The sequence below is a fragment of the Calditrichia bacterium genome (assembly GCA_020634975.1).
Classification (GTDB): Bacteria; Calditrichota; Calditrichia; order RBG-13-44-9; family J075; genus JACKAQ01.
Genome location: JACKAQ010000001.1, coordinates 364,920 through 387,425, shown reverse-complemented (window position 1 = coordinate 387,425; position 22,506 = coordinate 364,920). Strand labels below are relative to the sequence as shown.

General features: G+C 43.5%; 15 protein-coding genes. 6 read left to right on the top strand and 9 right to left on the bottom strand.

The genetic code is table 11. From position 1 onward, the window contains the following. The first annotated feature begins 33 nt into the window (after positions 1-33). The 5 genes from H6629_01565 to H6629_01545 all read left to right on the top strand — a co-directional run bounded on the left by H6629_01565 (position 34) and on the right by H6629_01545 (position 7,731). Positions 34-1,782, top strand: a complete 1,749-nt coding sequence (locus H6629_01565; protein ID MCB9066486.1) for an ATP-grasp domain-containing protein — start codon at positions 34-36, stop codon at positions 1,780-1,782. A 62-nt stretch (positions 1,783-1,844) separates the two neighbouring features. Beyond that, on the top strand, positions 1,845-3,476 hold the full coding sequence (locus H6629_01560) for a lipopolysaccharide biosynthesis protein (protein MCB9066485.1): 1,632 nt from the start codon (positions 1,845-1,847) through the stop codon (positions 3,474-3,476). Further along, positions 3,473-4,516, top strand: coding sequence for a phosphotransferase (locus tag H6629_01555; protein MCB9066484.1), 1,044 nt, complete (start codon positions 3,473-3,475; stop codon positions 4,514-4,516). The genes H6629_01560 and H6629_01555 overlap by 4 nt, the downstream gene beginning before the upstream one ends. A gap of 355 nt (positions 4,517-4,871) precedes the next feature. Further along, entirely contained in the window at positions 4,872-5,879 is a 1,008-nt protein-coding gene (locus tag H6629_01550) for a polysaccharide deacetylase family protein (GenBank protein ID MCB9066483.1), read from the top strand. A 217-nt stretch (positions 5,880-6,096) separates the two neighbouring features. Then, a complete protein-coding gene (locus H6629_01545) occupies positions 6,097-7,731 on the top strand; it encodes an aminoglycoside phosphotransferase family protein (protein ID MCB9066482.1) in 1,635 nt (544 codons plus the stop codon). On the opposite strand, the gene H6629_01540 is transcribed toward H6629_01545, so the two are convergent. Beyond that, the gene (locus tag H6629_01540) at positions 7,719-8,174 is read right to left on the bottom strand and encodes a hypothetical protein (protein ID MCB9066481.1); all 456 of its coding nucleotides are present in this window, start codon (positions 8,172-8,174) and stop codon (positions 7,719-7,721) included. The two genes, H6629_01545 and H6629_01540, sit on opposite strands and share 13 nt — an antisense overlap. A gap of 157 nt (positions 8,175-8,331) precedes the next feature. Next, a complete protein-coding gene (locus tag H6629_01535; GenBank protein ID MCB9066480.1) occupies positions 8,332-9,144 on the bottom strand; it encodes an NYN domain-containing protein in 813 nt (270 codons plus the stop codon). Positions 9,145-9,577: 433 nt separating this feature from the next. On the opposite strand from H6629_01535, the gene H6629_01530 reads away from it, so the two are divergent. Further along, positions 9,578-10,402 (top strand): sulfotransferase domain-containing protein, encoded by an 825-nt coding sequence (locus tag H6629_01530; protein ID MCB9066479.1) that lies wholly within the window; start codon positions 9,578-9,580, stop codon positions 10,400-10,402. 73 nt (positions 10,403-10,475) lie between these two features. Here the strand turns inward: H6629_01530 and H6629_01525 are convergent, their stop codons facing one another. From H6629_01525 to H6629_01495, 7 genes are all read right to left on the bottom strand, one after another. After that, positions 10,476-13,157: a T9SS type A sorting domain-containing protein gene (locus H6629_01525; protein MCB9066478.1), complete on the bottom strand. Its 2,682-nt coding sequence runs from the start codon at positions 13,155-13,157 to the stop codon at positions 10,476-10,478. Between the two features lie 620 nt (positions 13,158-13,777). Beyond that, positions 13,778-15,940 carry a ribonuclease R gene (gene rnr, locus H6629_01520; GenBank protein ID MCB9066477.1) on the bottom strand — a complete coding sequence of 721 codons (2,163 nt, stop codon included), beginning with the start codon at positions 15,938-15,940 and terminating at the stop codon, positions 13,778-13,780. A gap of 172 nt (positions 15,941-16,112) precedes the next feature. Then, positions 16,113-16,595 (bottom strand): hypothetical protein, encoded by a 483-nt coding sequence (locus tag H6629_01515; protein MCB9066476.1) that lies wholly within the window; start codon positions 16,593-16,595, stop codon positions 16,113-16,115. Positions 16,596-16,761: 166 nt separating this feature from the next. After that, positions 16,762-19,773 carry a CHAT domain-containing protein gene (locus H6629_01510; protein MCB9066475.1) on the bottom strand — a complete coding sequence of 1,004 codons (3,012 nt, stop codon included), beginning with the start codon at positions 19,771-19,773 and terminating at the stop codon, positions 16,762-16,764. A 282-nt stretch (positions 19,774-20,055) separates the two neighbouring features. Further along, on the bottom strand, positions 20,056-20,931 hold the full coding sequence (gene prmC, locus H6629_01505) for a peptide chain release factor N(5)-glutamine methyltransferase (protein MCB9066474.1): 876 nt from the start codon (positions 20,929-20,931) through the stop codon (positions 20,056-20,058). After that, the gene (gene prfA, locus H6629_01500) at positions 20,928-22,007 is read right to left on the bottom strand and encodes a peptide chain release factor 1 (GenBank protein ID MCB9066473.1); all 1,080 of its coding nucleotides are present in this window, start codon (positions 22,005-22,007) and stop codon (positions 20,928-20,930) included. The genes prmC and prfA overlap by 4 nt, the downstream gene beginning before the upstream one ends. 132 nt (positions 22,008-22,139) lie before the next feature. Beyond that, the gene (locus H6629_01495) at positions 22,140-22,388 is read right to left on the bottom strand and encodes a type B 50S ribosomal protein L31 (protein MCB9066472.1); all 249 of its coding nucleotides are present in this window, start codon (positions 22,386-22,388) and stop codon (positions 22,140-22,142) included. Positions 22,389-22,506: the final 118 nt, after the last annotated feature.

Sequence of the window (22,506 nt, the reverse complement as noted above, 5' to 3'; positions counted from 1 at the left end):
ACGGGCTTATTTATGTGGTTCAGGGATAGCAAAATGATGCAAAAATCTTACAAAGTGCTGGTTCTGGGTGTTGACGATCGCAGTGCTCTAACGGTAATTCGCTCGCTCGGACGAAAAGGCATCGTTGTTCATCAGGGAACAGACGCAAACGACTCGGTTGCAAGCTATTCCAAATATGTGAAACGTGTGATTGAATTTCCGAAAGTAGGGCAGGAACCGGATTTGTGGTTGCAAAAGTTGGAGAAATTGTTGCGCTCCGAGTCCTACGATTTAGTTATTCCAACTGCCGATAACTATCTGGTTCAAATAGTTCACAACCGGGAAAAACTGGAAAAATGGGCAAAATTAGCCATTCCCGATGACCGTGGTTTTGAATACACCTACAAAAAAAGTAAGACGCTGGAGTTGGCGGAAAGCTTGGGCGTGCCGATTCCAAAAAGTTTTGAAGTTGTTGATATTAAACAACTTGATGCAATTTGCGAAGCCTTCCATTTTCCGGTGATTGTTAAACCGGTTTCCTCAAAAGTGTGGCAACAAAACATCCGGCATGCGCTGGATGTGGAGTTGGCAAAAGATCGCAGCGATCTCGAAAAAAAGCTGGTGCGATTGCTACCGATTTGTCCGGTGCTCATCCAATCATTCCACAAAGGGGTTGGCATCGGGCAGGAATTTTTGATGGATAGCGGCGAAATGGTTGCAGCTTTTCAACATGAGCGTGTTCACGAACCGCTGGGCGGTGGCGGCAGCAGCTATCGCAAAAGCGCACCGCTGGATCAGGAATTGCTGAAACACTCGCTCAATTTGTTGCAAAACTTGCGCTGGACCGGCGTTGCAATGGTGGAATACAAACAGGATCAGGAAACCGGCGAAAGTGTTTTAATGGAAATTAACGGGCGATTTTGGGGATCGTTGCCGCTGGCGATTGCCGCTGGTGTCGATTTTCCGGGATTGCTGTTTGATATGCTGGTTAAGGGCAAAAAGCCGGTGGAAAACAAATATCGTTATCATTTGTATGCCCGAAATCCAGTGAAAGACCTGGACTGGTTGAAAGAAAATATTCGAGCAGATAAAAAAGATCCGTTTAAAATTACCGTGCCAATGCCCAAAGTTGTTGCAGAAATCCGGCATATCGCGTTGTTACGTGAGCGTTGGGATACGATTGTGTTGGATGATCCAAAACCCGGCGTTCGCCAATTGAGCAAATATTTTGGCGAAAATTTACGCGGCGCACGTGAAAAAATTCAGCATAAATTGTTGGAATTGAATTACCGCTTTAATCCGTTTCACCGGAAAAATGCTGAAAATCGTTTTGCTAAATTGGTTAAAAAACAACCCTTTATCGCATTCGTTTGCAAAGGCAATATTTGCCGGAGCCCGTTTGCAGATTATTATTTGCGTGCTAAATTAAATGGGAAAGCCGACACTATTCGCATCGATTCTTACGGATTGATCGAACGGGTCGATCGCCCCAGCCCGGATAATGCGGTCGAAGCCGCACAGGATTACGGCATCGATATGCGCCCGCATCGTTCAAAATTACTCACGCCTGAAGTGGTTCAGCAAGCCGGTGCTGTTTTTATCATGGATATCGAGCTGTATCGGCGGGTGTTGCTAACGTTTCCTGAATCCAGAAATAAGCTGTTCTTTTTGGGATCGTTTCGCAAAAATGCACCATCTCTGGAAATTATTGATCCGTATGGCGGCGATATCAACCGGTTCCAGAAAATCTACCGGCAGATTTCAGAAGCAGTCGAAAATTTGTTGCCAATAACTCAGAAGTGAATCATTTTAATATTTTATTACATGCTGTAAGTTGCTGTTTACGCTGTTTTTAAGGAGCAAAATTGTCAAAAGAAGATTATGGCAGAAAAGGCAAGGAAGCTTTCTATTGGGTCGTGTTTGCCGAAGCCGCAGAATTTTTTCTGCGTTTTGGCAGCAGTATTATTTTAGCCCGGATTCTCTTCCCTGATGATTTTGGGTTGATGGGGCTGGCTTCCATTGCCATTCAGTTTTCCCGACGGTTGACCCAATTTGGTTTAACCTCTGTTTTGGTTCAGATAAAAGATATCAAGGATGACCACTACCACACGGTTTTTTGGACGAACATGCTTACCATGTCTTTTGTGTCGGCAGTGGTGTTTTTTGGTGCGCCACACTACGCGGAATTCTTTGGAAAGCCCGTACTAATACCCATATTATGGGTAATAGCGATCGATTTTGTTTTACAGGCTTTTTCGGCGGTTCCGACGGCAATTTTGCGGCGCAATTTGCGATTTAAGGAGTTGGCATTTTCGCATACGATCAGCAAAATTGCAACTATTGTGGTTGCAATTGGCTTGGCAGTAATGGGTTACGGTGTTTGGGCGTTGGTATGGGGCGAAGTTGCGGGAAGTCTTGCCAGTCGCTCTTCTGCAATTCGTTATGCGCTGCGTTTTTCGGATTGGAAACCTAAATTCCGATACAAAAAATGGGCACTCAAAGATACGTTTTCATTCGGATTATGGATGTATGTAAATGCATATGTTACTTACGGCATCAATAAAGTAGACTACTTTTTCATCGGGAAATTTTTGGGTGCAACTGCACTCGGTTTTTATGAACGCGCTTTTGACCTGATGAGTATGCCGCGCAAACGGCTCGTTCGCAAAATGAATACCGTTGCATATTCCACTTATTCACGATTGCAGGATGATAGCGATCGCCTGATTCGCGGATTATTGCAGGTTACCCGGCATCTATCGGTCGTAACCTATCCGCTGATGATCTGGTTGTTTTTTGCATCCCCATCGTTGATCGTAAATCTTTACGGTGAAAAATGGATGGAAACCATAATACCGCTGCAAATTATGTGTATTTCCGGACTAATTGATTCTTTTACCCTCATTTTTCAACCATTGTTAAAAGCCACCGGCTATATTGGGAATAATACCCGCAGAGATATTTTATATTTAGCGATATTAACACTCGGTGTTTTGGGTGGCATTTTTTATTTTGGAACGATTGCAGGTGTTGCAATCGGTATCGTCTTTGCCTCCGTTATCCGCTTGTTGCTCACGATGAGCCTCACCGCTAAAAAATTACCGCTGAATGTCTGGCATTTTTTTGGTGCGCAGCGCTCCGCCATTGTTTACGGAGGAATTCAGATTGCATTGTTGTGGGCATTGAAAATATTTGTTGAACCGCTTTTAGGTGAAACCAGTCTCATAATGTTTGCCCTGATCAGCGTGTTGTCAATGATTGCGCTGTTCGGATCGCATTATGTGATCCGTTTTCAGGATATTGACGAAATCATTACAGACCTGACCAAAGATTTGCGAAAAACCGCCCGCAAAATCCCGGTAATTAAAAACTTGCCATTTGTAAAAAATAAATCGAAAAAACCGGTGAAACCGACACCGGATATCGAAGCGCCGGCAAAAACAGTTGAACCACCGCTTTCTGCAGAAAGCGCAAACCTGACGGATAACCGCAATTGATCGCATTACCGATGGAACAACCGGATTTCGATCAGGTTGTTGCTGAAATTACGCAAGAAGAATGGGAGCAAAACCTCGAGATCGGGCGATTTCGAAAATTGCAAATACTAAAAGTAATGCACCGCCCGTTTTCAGTTGTTGGGAGATGCCGGGTAATTGGCGATAAAAATGAATCGATCGTTTTTATCAAAAAATACCGGCTGCAGGATGGTCGGACGGTCCAACGGCATCACGAAAAAATTTGTCAGGACATGGAAGCTGCACATTATTGGTACACCCATTTTTCAGATTCGCATCGATTCCGGGTCGTTCGCCCCGTGTTGGATATGCCTGAACGATCTATCACCGTTACCGAAGAATCTACCGGCGAAAACCTGTTCCAAATTTTACTCCAAAGCGCACACCTTCTTGCAGGTACCACCAAATCCCAACAACTGGATAAACAGGTTTTTATGGTTGGAGAATGGCTGAATTTTAAACAGCAAAAAATGCTAATTCCCAATAAAAACTACAATTTGAATGAGCTTGTTGATTACGTAAATGTGCGATTGGAGAAACTGCTGGAAGATCCGCGACGGCAATTTCCCGCTGGATTGTCTCCCAAAGTTCGCAACTATTTTCAGGAGCAAATTTCTCAAGTGCCGGAAAATGAATTGCTGGTTACGGTGAACCACAGCGATTTCAACCCCGGTAACATTCTGATAAAAAATGATATTGTCACCGTTTTGGATTTTGGGCGACTGGTTGATGGCTCATATTTGCTGGATGTCAGCAAGTTATATTTTCAACTGGAATTGCTTACGTTTAAACCGCAATTCAGTAAATCGACTATCCGGCGGATTCAGCAGATGTTGTTGAGCGGCTTTGGTGATGCAAACGCCACCGAAAAAATGATGTTCAAACTACTGCTTATTCGACATATTTTAACACATTTGGCAAATATCACCCGATTTTGGAAATTCAACCTCCCTGAACGCCTTTATAACACATGGGTACTGCGCCGCGAATTAAGCATCCTGAATCGATTAATTGACAGCTAATTCCGTTAAAATGGGGGTATTAAAAGCAGCAAAAATGTAGCTGGATATTACCAAATCTGTAACTTTTAATTTGATTAATTTGTATAGATTTACGAAAATGCAGTGTATGTTTTGTGCGATAGCATTGGTTTATTATTAATGTGATTCATAATAATACAATCATAAATTTCTCAAAAGTGAATTAAATCATACAAATTTGCCCGATTTTATATAGTTTTACTCCGAAAATACGATCATCAACATAGACAGAATTTATAAAATAGTTGTTTTATAAAGCATGAATAAAGTAACCGAATCAGGAAGTCGTGCCGGGTTCCGAAAACTGCGGAATTCCATTTCAAGGAGTGAGAAGTAGATGAAATACGGATATAAGAGTGGCTTATTTAGCGCATTGGGCTTAACAGGTGTTTACTCATCTTATCGCCGAATCAATCAGAAAAAAGCGTTGGTGTTAACTTATCACGGTATTTTACCGGAAATTCCCAGTGGTGGTTCGGAATATGAATATCGTAATTTTGTAACGACCCGCCAGTTTGATCAACAAATTCAATTTTTGCTAAAAAATTATCGTCCGCTAAAGGCGGCGGATTTCTGCCATCCGGATGTGGATACCAGCAGTGGCTTTTTGATCACATTTGATGACGGTTTCAGAAATAATTATCGATATGCCGTGCCGATATTGCAGAAATATGGTATCGAAGGTTGCTTTTTTATTTCCACAGGCTTAATTGGCACCCGAGATTTTTTATGGACGGAAGAAGTAACCCGCCTGTTAAACAACACAAAACAAAAAGAACTGATGCTCGGCTGGGCAGATAAGCTCGTTTTGCCATTGGTTACCACAACTGACCGGGCAAATGCATCGCAAATCATCCGGAAAAAGCTCAAACTCGCGCCCAAAGCCGAACGCGACGAGGCGATGGCTTGCCTTCGCAGCCAGCTATCGGATGTCCCGGCAGATATGCTACCGGATGAAGAAGAGCGCTATTTATTTATGACATGGGACGAAGTTAAAGGGATGGTTAAAGCGGGGCAACATATTGGCGCACACACCCACACACATTCCATGCTTTCCACACTTTCGGAATCTGAAAGTTGGGAAGAACTGAAGCTCTCCAAAGAGTTGCTGGAAAAAGCCACCGCACAGGAATGCTTCACAATGAGCTATCCCAATGGTGAATCGGACAATTTTTCCGAATTGCACAAAACTCAGCTAAAAAAATTGGGTTACAAATGTGCGTTCTCACAAATTCCGTTATTCAACAACGGACAAACAGACCGTTTTGCGCTGCACCGATTTAATGTGTCGTTGGGATTACCGCTTTCGTTAATGGAAGCAAAACTTTGCGGTTTATTGAAATAATTCTGAGCGATTCTATAAAAAACATGATTATTATCCGGCGACCCCTGTCATATTTGGCAGGGGTTTTTTGTTTATCATTATTACATTTGTTGCAATTTTGGTAATAGATTTGAACAATATTGACGATGACTTACATCAGTAATTCTGCGGCAAATTGATCAAACTGGTGGTTCAAAGTTGGGAATTTATATTGTTTCAGCCACAAACAATCGCTAAAATGAGCAGTAAAATAGAGAAAACGATGAAATATTTGGATAACGCACATACTTTTTTGCCATTTTTTTATTTTGGCCAGCTCCAAAATGGTGGCAAAAGCCTCGTCATCACCAATCATGCAGCGCGTAAATCTATTGATTACAGCACCTTGCATCAGGAAGTTACGATTGTCGATATCAAATATTCAAGCGTGGAAAACGAAACCAATCGAACCGGAAAACTGGCAGAATTACAACATTTCGATGCCCGGTTTGATAACGTTATCATCGATCTTTCCGGAAAATCGCCGGACGAATTTGTAAAAATAGCCACAGACCTCCTCGCGCCGGGTGGTTCGCTGCTCATTCTGGATTGGTCACATTCCACTGGCGAAGCCATCAAAAATATGCCGATGCACCTCAAATCAGCCAGTGATTTGAGACATCTTTCCGGCAAAGTACTGGATACACTCAAAAAAAACCAATTTCAATCGCAATGGTATTATTTGGTCGATCCGGATTTGAAGAAACCCAAATATTTGGTTGCACCGGGATTCCAAACGACTGTTCCGGCTTCCAGCGATTCCGGGGTAAAACGCTGGCTGGTGCAGCGTGGTGCGTTTTATTGCCAGCCGCATCAGCGGGTAATTGTTGCCGCAAAACCGGATGAGAACGGTGCCGTACAGCCCACACTGCTGGATCGCATTATTGCCAAAACTTTGCGTCAGCCTTTTTCGCCAGAACTTCGGAAACACGTTCGCCAGATTTACATTTCAACGACCAATATTTTGATTATCCGGTTGCAGGTGGGGAACAGCGATTTTTTCATCCGTTTTCCATTTACAAACGAAGCAATTGAGCGACTTAATGCGCAAAATGATACCTTGAACCAGCTATCATTGAACGGTATTCACGCCGTTCCGAAACCGGTTGAAGGGATCGACGCGGACGTTCCGGTGTTTGTGGAAACAGGCGTTCCCGGTGGTTCTGCGGAAAAACAATTTCGCGAAAAAAACATAAATATTGCCCGCGAAATTTATCGCGAAGCACAAAATAGCATTCAACAAGTTCACCAAAAAACAGGACAAATAACTGTTTTTGACGAATATACGCATGCAAATCAACTAAAGCCGAAATTAGATGCGATTATCCACCACATTCCCGAATATGCGGAACATTTTCTAAAAATCGAATCGCTTTTACTGGATGCGTTTACGAGAAAAAAAGTGCTGATTGCGCTGTGCCATGGTGATTTTAAAATTGGCAACTGTCTGTTCGACAAAAACAGGAAACTCACCGGTTTTATCGATTGGGATATGAGCGAAGCTGCCGGTATGACATTGGTGGACATCGCCAGTTTGGCCGGCAAATGCCTCCGATTGCGGAACGGATTTTCGCTGCCGGATTTGGTGCTAAAATCTGATCAGTTGCCCAAAGATTTTTTTGCCATTTATTCAAATTATTTTGCAGAAACCGGCACAGATGAAATTCCCGTTTACCCCGCGATGCTGTATTACTGGGTTGACCGGGTGTACAAACAATTTGTCTTCGATACCCATCTCAAAGCGCTTTGGGTAAACCAGAACGTGTTGCCCGTTCTCCATAAGTTCGGTGCTGAACCGGTTTCTGCGTTGAAAATTGATCATCACAATTCATAAAGCCGCAACGAATCCCGCACCAGATTCCGTAGCTCGTGTTCCTCCAGCGAGAGCATATTTTCCAGAATTTCCTTTACAGACGAATTATCGGTCTGTTTCGCCAATTGCCGGTACAGATCCAGCAAACAGTCGTCCATTACAATTGCCTGACGGACAATTTCCTCTTCATTTGTCGCCGGATTGTTGAGCATCTTGCGCAATTCTTCCAGTTTCTGTTCGCAAGGGCTGTATTTTGACCAGCTCTTGAGCACTTTCTGCGCTGCATCGGTTTCGTAATCGGACAGGATTTTTTCGATCGAACGCTCGTGATGTTCCAGATATTCCAGCAACATTTTGACACGGGGGATGTCTGCGAGATCGCTTTGGGTGTGATAATATTCGGCAATCATACGGTGGAATTCGCGCGCATGATCAATAATGGATTTGATCTTTTCGTAGCGCATGGCTCCTCCTTTCCCTGTTTTGCGTTGTTTTATCGCAATTCCCGGATCACCGGAATGCGGTATCCGGGAAGGTTGGTGTCGTCAGAGCCATCAGTAATTTAGCGAGATTCGCGAGGCGCAGCAATAATTATTCGCGAATTGTGCAAGTTTTCGCAAATCAAACAATGATTTCTACATTTTTGGCTTGCAGGCCATCTTTGGTTTTTACGATGTCAAATTCAAAAACAGTGTCGTGATTGGGGAGCAGGTCGGTATTTATTTGCCGCCCTATATCTGATTCGTGAATGAACGCGGAATCATATGGCGAATCGCTGCGCCGGGTATCGGTGATCCATAAATTTTCTTTCATAAATTTCATGAATCGTAAAAAACCGTAGTGTTCTTCCTGATTAAAATGGTAGCAAGTGCCACGAACCCGTGAGTTCACATCTCCCCATTGGATAGTATTTTTGGATTTTACCGGCAATAAATTGGGAACGAGATAGCCGGAAAAATATTCATCTGCCTCTGCACGTAAATCCGCGGAAACATTGCTGAAAGCCAATACCTCCAGCCGGCAGCCTTTGTTTTGCAATGCCCTGATTACCTGAACAAAATCGCCATCGCCGGTGCACATCAAAATCCGTTCCAGATTTTCGGATTGCAGCAAAGCATCCACCGCCATATCCAGGTCTGCATTTGCTTTGGCATATCGTTGCCCTTCCTCATCCCGGTACCATTTAAATTTTTTGATGATCACTTTGTACCCAAAATCGCGCAGTGTTCGAAAGTAATTTTGGGTCTTTACCCGATACGAATTATCTTTTCTTGCACGTTCTTCGTCATACGTAACGTAAATATTCAATCGCACTGCTTTGCCGTTATCGTGACAGGCGAATTCGCGTAAAATGTCGAATTTCATGCCATAACCACCGTTGATTTGCAAATTTGCTGCGTCGATATATATGCCAACTGCACTGGTGCTTTCCATAATATTTTCCTTTCAGTTAAAAAAATTAACACTAAACCAACAAAAGAATCCACCATTTGGTAAACTTGTAACGGTTCGAAAACATCGGTCCGGCAAGTGTGAATGGCGAATTAGGCACATACAATATAACACATTCTACTTCTAAATAATTGATAAAATATGACTTAGGTTTTGTGAAGAATTGAAGCTGGTTTGATGAACGGGTAAGAACTGCAATTTTTTTTGAATTTGAAACTGCCCACTCTTTTATTTTATTTTACAATATTGTAACTTATCAAAAGCGTAATTGTAAAATACAGACTGTTAATTTCGGATGTTGAAATTAGTAAATGAACTTTTCATAACGGAATGAGATGGGTTCACTTTCAACACTGAAACTTGAGAGATGTGCGAAAAAATCAACTTTTTCGTGCGATTGAAAGGAATATTCCGAATGCGAATTTCAGAGATGAAATTTTCTATCAAAGAACGGATGAAACGGTATCTGTTGGAGAATTCTTACGTTGACCGGGTTCACATCGTCGGTTGTGCGCGATCCGGAACCACGATGCTCCATTACGCATTCAGCGCGTTTGAAAATACACTGCTGTTTGATAAAGAATGCCAACCCTGGGATTCCCCCGGGCTGAAAGAATGTTTTCAAAAATATTGGGAATTAAAAGACACCGCAAGTCGCCATTTTATGGTAACAAAGCGCTCCAAATGGTGGTTTAATGAAAAAGTAGTCCACAAAACCGTCGATTATGTTCGGGAAAATAATGTTTTTCTCATCCACATCGTTCGCGATCCGCGGGATGTGCTGACCAGCAGCCACAAACTTTCGGATAGCCCGTATTACGTAACGCCGGAAATTTGGGATGCATCCATAAACGCAGCAAACATGATGTTCGATTTGCTGGGCGATTATCCCCGGAAAATGACGATCCGATTTGAAGATGTGGTTAACCATCCGGAAAAAGTTGAAAAACTGATGATCGAAACTATTGGATTGCGGAAAAAAATCGGGGTGCAATCTATTGCCAGGCTCAAAGACAATGTGGAGTTGTTGGGTAAAGATGCCGGCACAATGATTGAATACATGCACAAGCTTCGCAATTTTGATCCGTCATCGATTGGCAAATGGCGTCGGGACTCTGTCAAATCGGAATATTTGGAACAATTATTAAACGCATCGCCATATCAGGATGAAATAAACGGCTTTTTGCGGACAAACGGGTATTTGGCATCAAAAAAAAGTCCCGTTTTTATGAATAACTGAAATTTTGGGAAATAAAAAAGCCGGACATACGCTGTCCGGCTTTCTCTTTTCCTGGCATGACGGAATGTTCCCGTTAACGAACGAGAGACATTTTCCGGATTTCCCGGAATGTCTGGCCATTCTGAATATTTTTTGCTGAAAATTGATAGAGATACAAACCGGAAGCAACTTGCTCGCCATCATCATTCCGCGCATTCCACACAACCGAATAATCACCGGAATTTTGAACGGTATTCACCAGTTCGCGAACGCGATGACCCAGTGCATCAAAAATAGTGATGCGAATTTCGCTGGGTGCGCCGGAAGTGCCGCTAACGGTGTAGCGCAGCGTGGTTTCCGGGTTGAACGGGTTCGGGTAGTTATCGTGCAACTGATAGGTTGTTGCATTCACTGGCTCCTGCGGATCGTCGTCCGTAGCGGTGGGGAAGGTGCCAAACCCGATGGTAATTTTGTGCGGCGTCAGCTCGATGTTGCCGTGCTCATCTTTCGCTTCGGTAATGATATCGTAATCACTCGATGAAAAGTTGGACAACGTAACTTGCCAGCGCGAAAAATTATCCGCCAGCGGTGTTACCGGCACACCGTTTACTTTTAGCGAAGTGATGTTGCTGCCATCGATACAGGTTCCGCGCACAACAATCTGGCTGGTTTGCGTATCAAAAACCTGACCGTTCCGGGGATACAAAATTACTGTTGCCGGCGGCAAATTGTCGATCACTTCGATGGGATTTGCCGGAAATCCAACATTTGTGCGCGCTACTTTCACGCCATCAAATCGTGGCGATAGATTCAGATAATCCAACCCGTCGCTGCGGCTTTGGTTATCGGGAATCACTTTAGCATCGATGTTCGTGCCGAAAAAGTCATGCAAATATAGCGTTAGCGCCGGCGATTCTTTGGGATTCTGTGCCCGCGCACCGTCCCAGCCATCGGAAACATTGGATAGCGAGAGGTTGCGGAAGTGCACATCGCAGCTTTCGTTGCGTTCTTCTTGCCCGTAAATGCGGATGGGATATTCACCAACGGAGTCCGCAGTTACATTTTCAAACGTGATCAAACCTTGTGGCGAATCCTGAAAACCGGCAACATAATTCCCGATGTGGGTTGCAGTGTAACCTTCCACCCTGCCTGCACCGGGTTCCCGCCCATAAAATCCGTAAGCGGTGTTCCAGATATTCAGGTTTTTGATGTAATAATTATACATATCCGGTCGAAAAGCATACCACACTTGCCAGATGTTCATGTCCTCGATGACCAGCGGATCTTTCTGGTCCGGGTGTCCGTCAAAACGGATGCCGTATTTCATTGTCCCGTGCACTTCGTTCCCTTTGAAACGAATGAACGATAGTGAATTCACTTCAACACCGGTTTGGATGGTTCCGTCCGGCTGCAAAATAGATTCGTAAAAACCTTCCGGAATTTCGAAACGGAAACCGTAATCATCCGTTTCGGAAGCGATATTATTGATAAATGCGTTGCGTCCGTTCGCCCACCAATATCCTGCGCCGTCGTTCGGATCGAAATCCAGTGCCTGATCGGGCAATGGGTCAGAATCGTATGTGAGTATCGCGAGATTGTTTTCGAGGAAATTATACACCTCGGTGGCATCTTCCATAAAATAACCGTGACCGATCGATTTAAAGCCCACGCAATCGCGAACCACAATGTAATCCGTGCCGTGAATCGTCACAAAACGGTTGTGCGAATCCCAGATCGACGCGCCGATAACGCTGCTACCGCGCATGGAGTTGCGCATTTTGTGGAAGTGAATCGGGTATCGCGCCAGCACGCCGTCTTTCCCGAGATGCCGGAATTCCGCATAGCTGATGCTGCCCTGGCTGCCGTGGTGATACATGGTGTGACCCCGTTCGCCGTTGGGATCTTTCGATTCTACCACCACATTCCGGCTGAGGTTGGCAACTTCGGCGGCGTATCGATTAACAAAACGCGGGTGATCATTGTTCAACGGAGCATCCAAAGTAATTACCGTTCCGTTGATGGCGCTGATAAAGCGCTCTTCACTCTGCTGCCGCCCGTTCGTTCGGAAAGAGCCAAGGCTTACGCTGTTACCGGGAACACGCTGGCTGCGAGTAATAACGATGTGATCACCGACCTTCCAGTCAACCGCATCACTTAATTTGATAGTAGTGGCACCTTCCGGAGCAGATTGGGCAAGTTTTGTCCAGGTTTTATTTATTGGGGCTCCGTGAAAATCCATACTACCGCCGTAACAAATGATTCCCGGCGAACAATTTGGATCTATTCCAGAAAAATAGACCAGCCGTATGCGGGCTGTTACGCCGTTGGGAATCGGTTTGTCCACCGAACCAACCTCCAAAGCCGGTTTGGGAGCATCCATCCACATCGGACCGTGCATATGCATCGAACAGTCCTCGTTGGGATCCACAGACTCCCGTGTGGTGATAAAAATCATTCCAACATCTAATTGGGTATTTTCTGTTCGGGAGAAAGTCAATTTTCCGCGAATGAGCAGCAGACGAATTGCTTCGCTGGATTGCACGTTATATGTAACCACATGACCGCTATCCACCACAACGTTGTCGCCATTGCCGGGAACCTGACCGCTATCCCAGGTTGATGTTTCTGACCAAAAACCGCTTTTTACGCTGCGGATATCAGCTGCGTAACTGCTGCTGATACAAATACTTATGAACAACAATATATAAATATTGCGATTGCTTTTGAGGAATTCTGTTACTTGACAGAATGGACCGCATTTCGATTGATCCCTCATTGCACGCTCCTTCGTTTTAGTTTCTTTCTCACCAAACGCCTTAATTCCGTTTTTGAACTTACCTGTAATTACAAATGCCGGCATTCCAGTATTTTACAACTACTGTGCCACATACGGGCGAAAAACATCAAATTCGATTGTATCAGTAAATAAATCTGGTATATTTTGTCTCTCTAAAGTGATTAAAAACAATGGTTAATGAAGTTTTTATCTGATATCGAAAAGCGCTCGGATTATCTCAGCTTCATATCAGAAACAATCGTTTTGCCGAAATAAAACTGCTAAAATATTCAATTTTGCGAATGAAACACCCGGAGAGTTGTAAAATTGTTTTACAAACACACACTTTTGTCAGGCTGGCGTTGTCGGAAACAGTTTCTGCGAAAACAATTTTCACGTATGCTCATAAAAAATAACGATTTAGAAAGTTTGCAAAGATCAAAAGATTGAAAGATTTAAACGCAGATGTTGTGTCTTTTGTTCTAAAAAAATCCCAAAATACTGTTTACAAATGAACACACAACAGCGGTATACCACGGCAAACTGTTGCACAATTGATCATAAAAAAAGCCCGGTAACTCACCAACGGTTACCGGGCTTTGTCGATAAAAATCAGTTTTTTAGGATTTGGGCGTATCTTCCACAAATGCAAAATCTACCTCGTTGCGTTCCCGGTTGATATTGGCAACCCGTACCCGGACAGCATCGCCGAGCCGCAGCTCCCTGCCGGTATCTTTGCCGGTCATCGAATAGGTTTTTTCATCAAAAATATAGTAGTCATCCGCCAGATTTTCGATGCGAATCAACCCTTCGATCAAATACGGGATGGTTTCCACAAAAATTCCGAACGAGGTTACGCCGGAAATCAAGCCGTCGTATTCCTGATCCGCATGTTTGGACAGCCATTCCACCTGCTTCAACCGGATGCTTTCGCGTTCAGCTTCCAACGCTTTTCGCTCCTGTGTGGAGGAAATCTGGCAAATCTCTTTCAGTTGTTTGTTGAACTCGCGAACTTGTTTGAACGTTGGTGCGCTTTCGTTGTAAAGTTTCAACAATCGATGGGCAATCAGATCGGGATAGCGGCGAATGGGCGATGTAAAATGTGAATAATATTGGAACGCCAGTCCAAAGTGTCCCGCGTTATTCGGCGAATATTGGGCTTTCATCATCGTTCGCAGCGCCACTTCTTTGATGATCACTTCATCTTTGCCTTCGGATACGCTTTTTAGCGTTTGCTGAAATTCTTTGGGGGAGATGTTAAAATTCAGCCGCACTTTGTAGCCCAGCGCATTTAAAAAACTCTGGAATTTGTGCAGTTTTTCGGAATCCGGTTTTTCGTGAACCCGATAAATAAACGGGTAATTTTTTTTGCCGGAGGCAATATTGTGGATGTGTTTGGCAACGGTCTGGTTGGCGATGAGCATAAATTCTTCAACCAATTCGTTGCTGTGCATTTGCCGGACGGGAACGATGTCGATCGGGAAACCTTTGTCGTCCAGAATAAATTTGACTTCCGGCGTCGTAAAATCGATGCTGCCGTGATCGAATCGTTTGTCGCGGAGTTGGCGGCTGAGTTTGTGCATTTTGCGAATTACCGGTGCGTAATTATCGGTAGCATCCGGATTATCGATAATATCCTGCACTTCCTGATAAGTGAATCGCCGTTTGCTGTGGATAATGGTTTCGACAATTTTATAATCCACCACTTCGCCGGCTGAGGAAATTTCCATGATACAGCTGTAGGTGAGGCGATCGGATTCCGGCTGCAGGCTGCACAACTCGTTGGAGAGGTGTTCCGGCAACATCGGGATCACCCGGTCCACCAGATACACGCTGGTGCCCCGCAACATGGCTTCTTTGTCCAACTCGTCATCTGCTGTAACAAAGTGGCTCACATCTGCGATGTGCACGCCAAGCTGCACATTGCCATTCTCAAGTTCTTCCAGCGAAATGGCGTCGTCAAAATCTTTTGCATCGGGTGGATCGATCGTAAATATTTGTTTATCCCGCAGATCCAGCCGGCGGGAAAGTTCTTCCTCCGTAATTTCCAGCTGCATCTGGTTAACGTTGTGTTCCAGCGATTTCTCAAATTCGGTGTCCAGCCCGTGACTGATAACGATGGATGTAACATCCACACCCGGATCATCCGGGAAGCCCAAAATCTGCACCACCCGGCCTTCCGGATTCAGCATGTTGGTTTCCCATTTTTCCAGTTCTACCACAATTTTTTGCCCGTTTTTGGCATCCAATGCCTTCTTTTCCGGGATGAAAAAATCGCGGTACACTTTGGGGTTATCCGGCACCATAAATCCGTAATATTCGCTTTTGTGATACGTTCCCACGAAGCGAATATGTTTTCGGCTGACAATGTTCAGCACCTGACCCTCTTTGCTTTTGCCGCGCGAAACGCCAAAAAGCTGAACTTCCACAACGTCGCCGTTGAGCGCCGTGTTGAGGTTTTGGGCGCCGATAAACACATCATCACCGGTGCGCTCGTCGGTTACAAAACCGAAACCTTTGCGGGTGAGCTGCATTTCGCCCTGAATTTTTTGGAGGGATGAGAGGCTGGCAAATGCGCCGCCTTTTAGTCGGGCAATTTTTTTGCGTTTGGAGAGGGTGTTCAGTGCATCCTGAAACAGATGATATTCACCTTTGTGAACGCCGAGAGCTTTTGAAAGCTCTTTCCGTAAAAAATTTTTTCCGCGTTTTTTCTTTAAAAATTCAACAATTCGTTTTTCAAATGGGTTTTTTGCATCTTTGTTTTGCGATGGTTTTTTCGTCATATATTCTTCTTTTCTGTTTTTGCCGGCGCTGTATTTCTGAGACAACGTGCTGTGTTAGTTCGATTTGTGACCACAAATTTAGCATGATCTGAAGGGTTAACATAGCTTTTTTCAGAATAACGCAAAAGATTTGGTGTGATGATATATAAATGCGGCGAAAACAGCGGGAAATTTAATCGAAGCTGATCCATTCGTTTTGCTGAACGTATTCCTTCAACATTTGGAAAAAATCGCGGTCAAATTCAAAATAGCGGCGAATCAGTTCGCGAAAAGTGACATGCCCTTCGCCTTCCAGCAAGCCGTAACGCAGCCAGTTGGAGATCGGTATCGATTGCAGCAGCCGGGCAACTTCGGAGCGTTGGGATTTAAAAATATTGCTCAGTTGCTGGAACGAAGGTTGGCATTGGGTGGTTCGTTGGCGAACTTTTTCAATATCGATACGCGATAGATATGGATTTTCCAGCGCAATAATTTTTTTCAACCGGAATTCGATAACATCTTCCTGAAGCTCGACAACGAGGTGCAATAGCGATCGCAATTCCAGATGGTTATTTTCTTCAAAATTACTTTCTTCGCCAAATGTTAGCTGGGAAAAAAGCTGCTCATATTCGTTTGTCAATTCAATAAAGGTTTGAATTTGTTGTTGCAATTCCATGAATCCAATCACCCTGATTTTTTTGTGTAACAATAGTTGTCAAGTCACAAAACCACGCTGCCCAATATGCGCGGACGACACACAAAATTATTATCAAATTATTATCCCTGAAAACCTTGATTTGATCCCTGAAAAAATATTAGCAGCCCTGCTAAAAAAGTTTGTTTTATTCTCCAATGAGTACAAAACTGGCCCAGGAGGCCGGAAATGCGGTGCGTTCTTCGCTGATTAATTTTAGCTTTGCGTTTCGTAATGCACTGCTGTAGGATTTGCCATCTAAAATTTGCCTATAAAGTTCAATCATCAATTCGCTGGTGTGTTTATCGTTCACTTTCCAGAGAGAATGGATGATGTTTCGTGCGCCGGCATATAAAAACCCGCGGGTTAACGCCAAAACACCTTCGCCGTTTACCAATTTTCCCAGACCGCTTTCACAACTGCTAAGCACAATCAAATTTGCATTTAAATTGAGGTTGTAAGTTTCTGATGCGTATAAAATACCGTCCTCGGTAGTGGATGGCGCATTTGGCTGAGCGAAAATTAATCCCGATAAAGCCGGATTCTCCGCATTTACAATGCCGTGTGTAGCAACATGAATTACGGTTGCATTTCCGCTCTGGTTTTTGAAACGCGCTTCATCGGCATTCTTGTGAAAATAACCGACGGAAGGCAGATTGTTCTCGGAATAGAATTTTACAATTGTCTTCAATTCGTTTTCTGAATATTTCAACGCCGAGAAATTTTTTCCATTGATACTTACTGAACTGAAATTCAAAAGGGATTTCATAAAATCCCAAATAGATGCTTTCTTTACATTTTCGGCAGTTGTGTCTGAATCTGCGAAAACCGGTGCGAAACCTGCGAACGACAAGGGTTGTATATCTGAATATTCGGTTTTATTGGTGTTTAAAAATAAGGTTGCCGAGTAATGATAGGAAATAGTGTAGTCCCGGAGGAGGTAAGGCAAAGTTGTAAAATCTGCATCCGGATTGTTCCGCTTGATCAGCGTTTCGAAGGGCAGATAGTTTAAATTTCCACCCGGAATAATTACCAGTTGCTTTTTGCCTTTGATAACCGATTCAACCGGCGATATCAAAGTCTGATAAAGTGCTGTGGCGGATTGGAGATAATTGTCAAAATCAATTGTACGCAAAGCGCTAATATAGTTTTGAATTTGCAAGTGAAACGTTGAATCAACCGCCTGATAAATAATATTAAATTGTTGGTTATCGATTGCGGCAACAATTAACGCGTTTTCACAAACATAGTATTCCAGAAGTGCTGTTTCCGCATCCAGCGCGTGTTGAAGTTCAGGAACCGTGGCGGTTTTGGTTTGGTATTTCAAATTAAAATATTTTGGAAAGTCCGATTCAAATTTATTGATCAAATCATCATGACTTTTCCGGACTGCTAACAACTTTTTTTGATTTGACTCAATATTTTCCCGGTTTTGTTTTTCCGTGCTTTTTTCATATTCCTTTTGAATTTCAGTATCAAGACTTGCCATTTTGATTTTGAGCGATTTTTCTTTTTTCAAAAGGCTGTCGGGTAATTCGCTGAAATTCCGTGCTTTCGAATTTGCTAATGCCTCCAGCAAAACGGAAGACTTGCTTTTTTCCATATATTCAAAAATTTCATGAAAACTGGACAAATCTTCATTGGACTGATACAACGCCCAGGCAACATGAACCCCGGAGCTGTAAACATCTGTAGATTTTGAAGTTAAATATATCTTGGATTTCTCTGAACTAAATCCTCTGCGCGTTTTGTCAAATATCAGCATGGACAACCGGGAGGTAGAAAGCGCAACATTTAATAGCGCGGTTCTATTTTTCGGATCGCCATGAGTTGCCAGTTGTAACAATGAATTTGCTTTTGATATAAGGGTTTTGATTGATTCCGGATAAAGCTGTATGTCACCCGGTGATGGATTTCTGTATACATCCGGTGTATTAAAGGAGTTCGAAACTGTGCAAACGGCTTTTTGATAGTATTTTACGGCCTCCTGAAATTGCTGTTGTTTCTCAAAAACATCACCCATCAACCGGTATATTTCAGCAACCTGAAAATGTTTTTCGCCATAAAATTTCTTTCGATTTAATAAAGCCAGGTTCAAGTATGTTAATGCTTTATTTTGTTGTCCTTTTAGTGTGTATGCTATCCCAAGCCCGCGATACGGTTCTGCTACCATTGGGTTTTGTTCACCAACAGTTTCCAAAAACATGGACAAAGATGACTGGTAATTTGCTATTGCTTCATCATATTTTCCCATTAAAAGATATGCGCCGCCAATATTGTTATAAACTTTAGCAATTTCCGGATGGCTTTTACCCAAAATATCTAGCAATATCTCCATTGCTTTTTTGAATGCTTCCAATGCCTTTTCATTGCTGGATGTTTTGGATAGTGAATTGCCCAAATTTAAATATAGTATAGCCATAAAAGGCGTTTGGCGTTTCATTGATGTTTCAAGAATATGTATGGCGCGCTGAATATATGCTTGTGCTTCGTGATAATCGCCTTTGGCGTTTAAACAAACCGCGATATTGTTCATGGAGCTTGCGACTGCCGGATGTTCATCCCCGAGAATACGTTGTCTTAATTCCAGCGCTTTATATTGATAATTTAGCGATTCATCCATCTCCCCGATGTTGCCCAAACACATTGCGAGTTGCGAATAACTGGACGAGGTTTGCAAATTGTCACTACCTACAATTGAAACCCTGATTTCCAGCGCCTGTTTGGCAAAGTCCATCATTTTATCATTTTGTCCTTTTTCACCGTAAACAAAGCCAAGTTCATACGCGCTTTCAGCAACAACCAGATGGTTGTTGCCTAAATTTTCAATTCCCTGTTTCAGGGTTTTCAGGAGAATTTGTTCGGCTTTGTCATATTCGCCCTTTCGGTGCCAATTACTGCCGATTTTATTCTGGCAATGCAAATATCTTTCCCGCAAATGATCCGTATTTTGTTCAATGGCTGCAGATTCAAAAAGGCTACTCGCTTTGCTTAGAAAAAATATGGAACTGTCATATTTAGCAATTTCGAAACATTCAAGTCCCCTTATATAAAGACTGTTTGCCAGAGTTGTGTCGGGTGATTGGGCATATAGTGTCTGACAAAAGCCAATTATTGATACAAAAATGAGAAGATGTCTAACAAAACGATTTGATTTCATGGTTTTTGTAAATCCGTACACATTCTGTGAATAATCTATTACCATATTAGTGCACTGTCACGTCTGATTTATGAAGCTTGATCCAAAAGAGTATGTATCATATACCAAATTCAGAAGACAAATATTTCCAAATTTAAGTGACAGCTGTCACATATACAATGTCGTAACATGGTCAAATATCGTACCAAATAATAAATCCAGTAATTCAGATACTCTTTGATAAAAAATTTTGGGTATAAGACACAGGTTAAACTGTTATGGTGAGAGATTTAACACAGTCGTTTAGCGGTGGATCGGCGGCAATTTCGTACCGGTAACGATTCTGTCGATGTTGTGGTAATCTTTTTTGATTTCGGTGGAAAAGTTTGCCTCGTCTAAAAATCCCTTTACTTCCAAAGCCTGGTTATAGCCGACTTCCAGAAACACTGCGCCGTTCGGCGATAGCCAGTTTTTTAGTTGCGGAATAAGCTGACGGTAAAAATCCAGTCCGTCTTTTCCCGCTAGCAGCGCGGTTTTTGGCTCGAAATTACGCACCTCAGGCTGAACGCCGGGCCAATCAGTTTCTGCGACGTATGGCGGATTGCTGACAATAACACTGAATTTTTTGTCTGACAAATTATCCATTTTCAGAAAATCAGCGTGGTGAAAATGGATATCTGCATCATTCAAAACCGCGTTCGTTTTCGCAACGGCAAGTGCAGCCTCGCTGATATCAACGGCGCTAACGGATGCATCCACCAAACGTTTTGCCAAAGCTATGGCAATGCAACCGCTGCCGGTGCCAATATCCATGATAACTTGAGGAATATCTTGATTTGTCCGAAAATAGTCAACAGTAAAATCGACCAATAATTCTGTTTCGGGGCGGGGGATGAGCACGTCCGGCGTGACTTTTATGGGAAATCCGTAAAATTCTGTTTCGCCGAGAATATATTGAACGGGTTCGCGTGCGGCGCGGCGCTTAACAAATTCGCGAAAAGCGGCGCGTTCATCAGGTGTCAAAATGCGGTCAAATTGGAGATAAAGTTCGATGCGCCGGCAGGAAAGCACATCGGCAAGCAGCCACTCGGCGCTGAGGCGGGCTTCCGGCACCTGCTTTTCCGTAAAAAATTGGTTTGTCCAATCAAGTATTTTTTTGACAGTCCAGATTTTTGTCATGCGCCATCATTCATTTCAATTTTTAGCCGCTCGGATTGATCGGCAAGCTGCAGCTCATCGATCAACATATCCACTTCGCCGTTGATAATTTCATTCAATCGATACAATGTAAGCCCGATCCGGTGATCCGTTACGCGCCCCTGCGGATAATTATAGGTACGAATTTTTTCGCTGCGGTCGCCGCTGCGAATCATGCTCCGGCGCTGGCTGGAAATTTCGTCGTGCTGTTTGTTTAACTCGATGTCGTACAACCGTGCTTTCAACACTTTCAGGGCTTTGTCTTTATTTTTAAGCTGCGATTTTTCATCCTGACAGGTAACCACCAAACCGGTTGGTTTGTGGGTGATCCGCACTGCGGAGTCGGTGGTATTTACCGATTGCCCGCCGGGTCCGGATGAACGGTATACATCGATAATCAGATCATTTGGGTTAACTTGCACGTCAACATCGTCCACTTCCGGCATTACCACAACGCTGGCCGCGGATGTGTGAATGCGTCCCTGCGATTCTGTTTCGGGCACGCGTTGCACCCGGTGAACACCGCTTTCATATTTCAGTTTTCCGTATGCGCCTTTACCCCGGATGGACACAATAATTTCTTTAAATCCGCCGTGTTCACCTTCGCTTAAACTTACGGGGTCCATTTTCCAGCGATTCAATTCGCAAAAACGGGCGTACATGCGATATAAATCACCTGCAAAAATCGCTGCTTCGTCACCACCGGTGCCGGCACGAATTTCCAGAATTGTGTTTTTCAAATCGTTCGGGTCCGGTGGTACCAATAATCGTTGAATTTCTTTGGTCAGAATCTCTTTTTTATCTTCCGATTCTTCCAATTCCATTTTGGCAAGCTCGCGCAGTTCGTCGTCAGATGATTCCATCAAAAGATTTTTGGATTCTGAAATGCTGTTCAAAACAGCGCGATATTCGCGATATTTCAGCACCAGCGGCTCGAGATCGGAGTATTCTTGCGCCAGTTTTGAGTATTTGCTGTGATCGCTGGCGATGCCCGGATCGGCCATTTCATCAGCGATTTTCTGGAATTTTTGCTCGATGTTCTTCAGTTTGTCTAACATAGTTTTTTATCTATCGGGGTTGGTTTTACGGCATTGCGGAAACGATTTTCGGCAACTTTTATTCGGTAAACAAAAAACGGAATACCCCAACTTCGGGTATTCCGTTTCGCAAAATTTTCGAATGTATCGTTGCTATCGGCGGTCGCCGTATTTTTTCAGGAATTTTTCAACACGTCCGGCGGTATCCACCAAATGCTGTTTGCCTGTAAAGAACGGATGAGATGCACTGGACAATTCCAGCTTGACCAACGGATATTCTTTACCATCTTCCCACTCAATCGTTTCTTTGGATGTTACCGTGGAGCGGGTCAGAATGGAAAAATCGGTGGAGATATCCTTAAAAACCACCATTTGATATTTCGGATGACCTTCTGCTTTCATCTTCTTAAAACCTCTGTTTGTAATTTCTGAGCATTGTTTAAACCGGGCAAAGGTAAAGCAAATTAGCTGAAAATGCAAGCGAGAATGTAAATTCTCGCCTGTTTGCTTTCTATGTTTC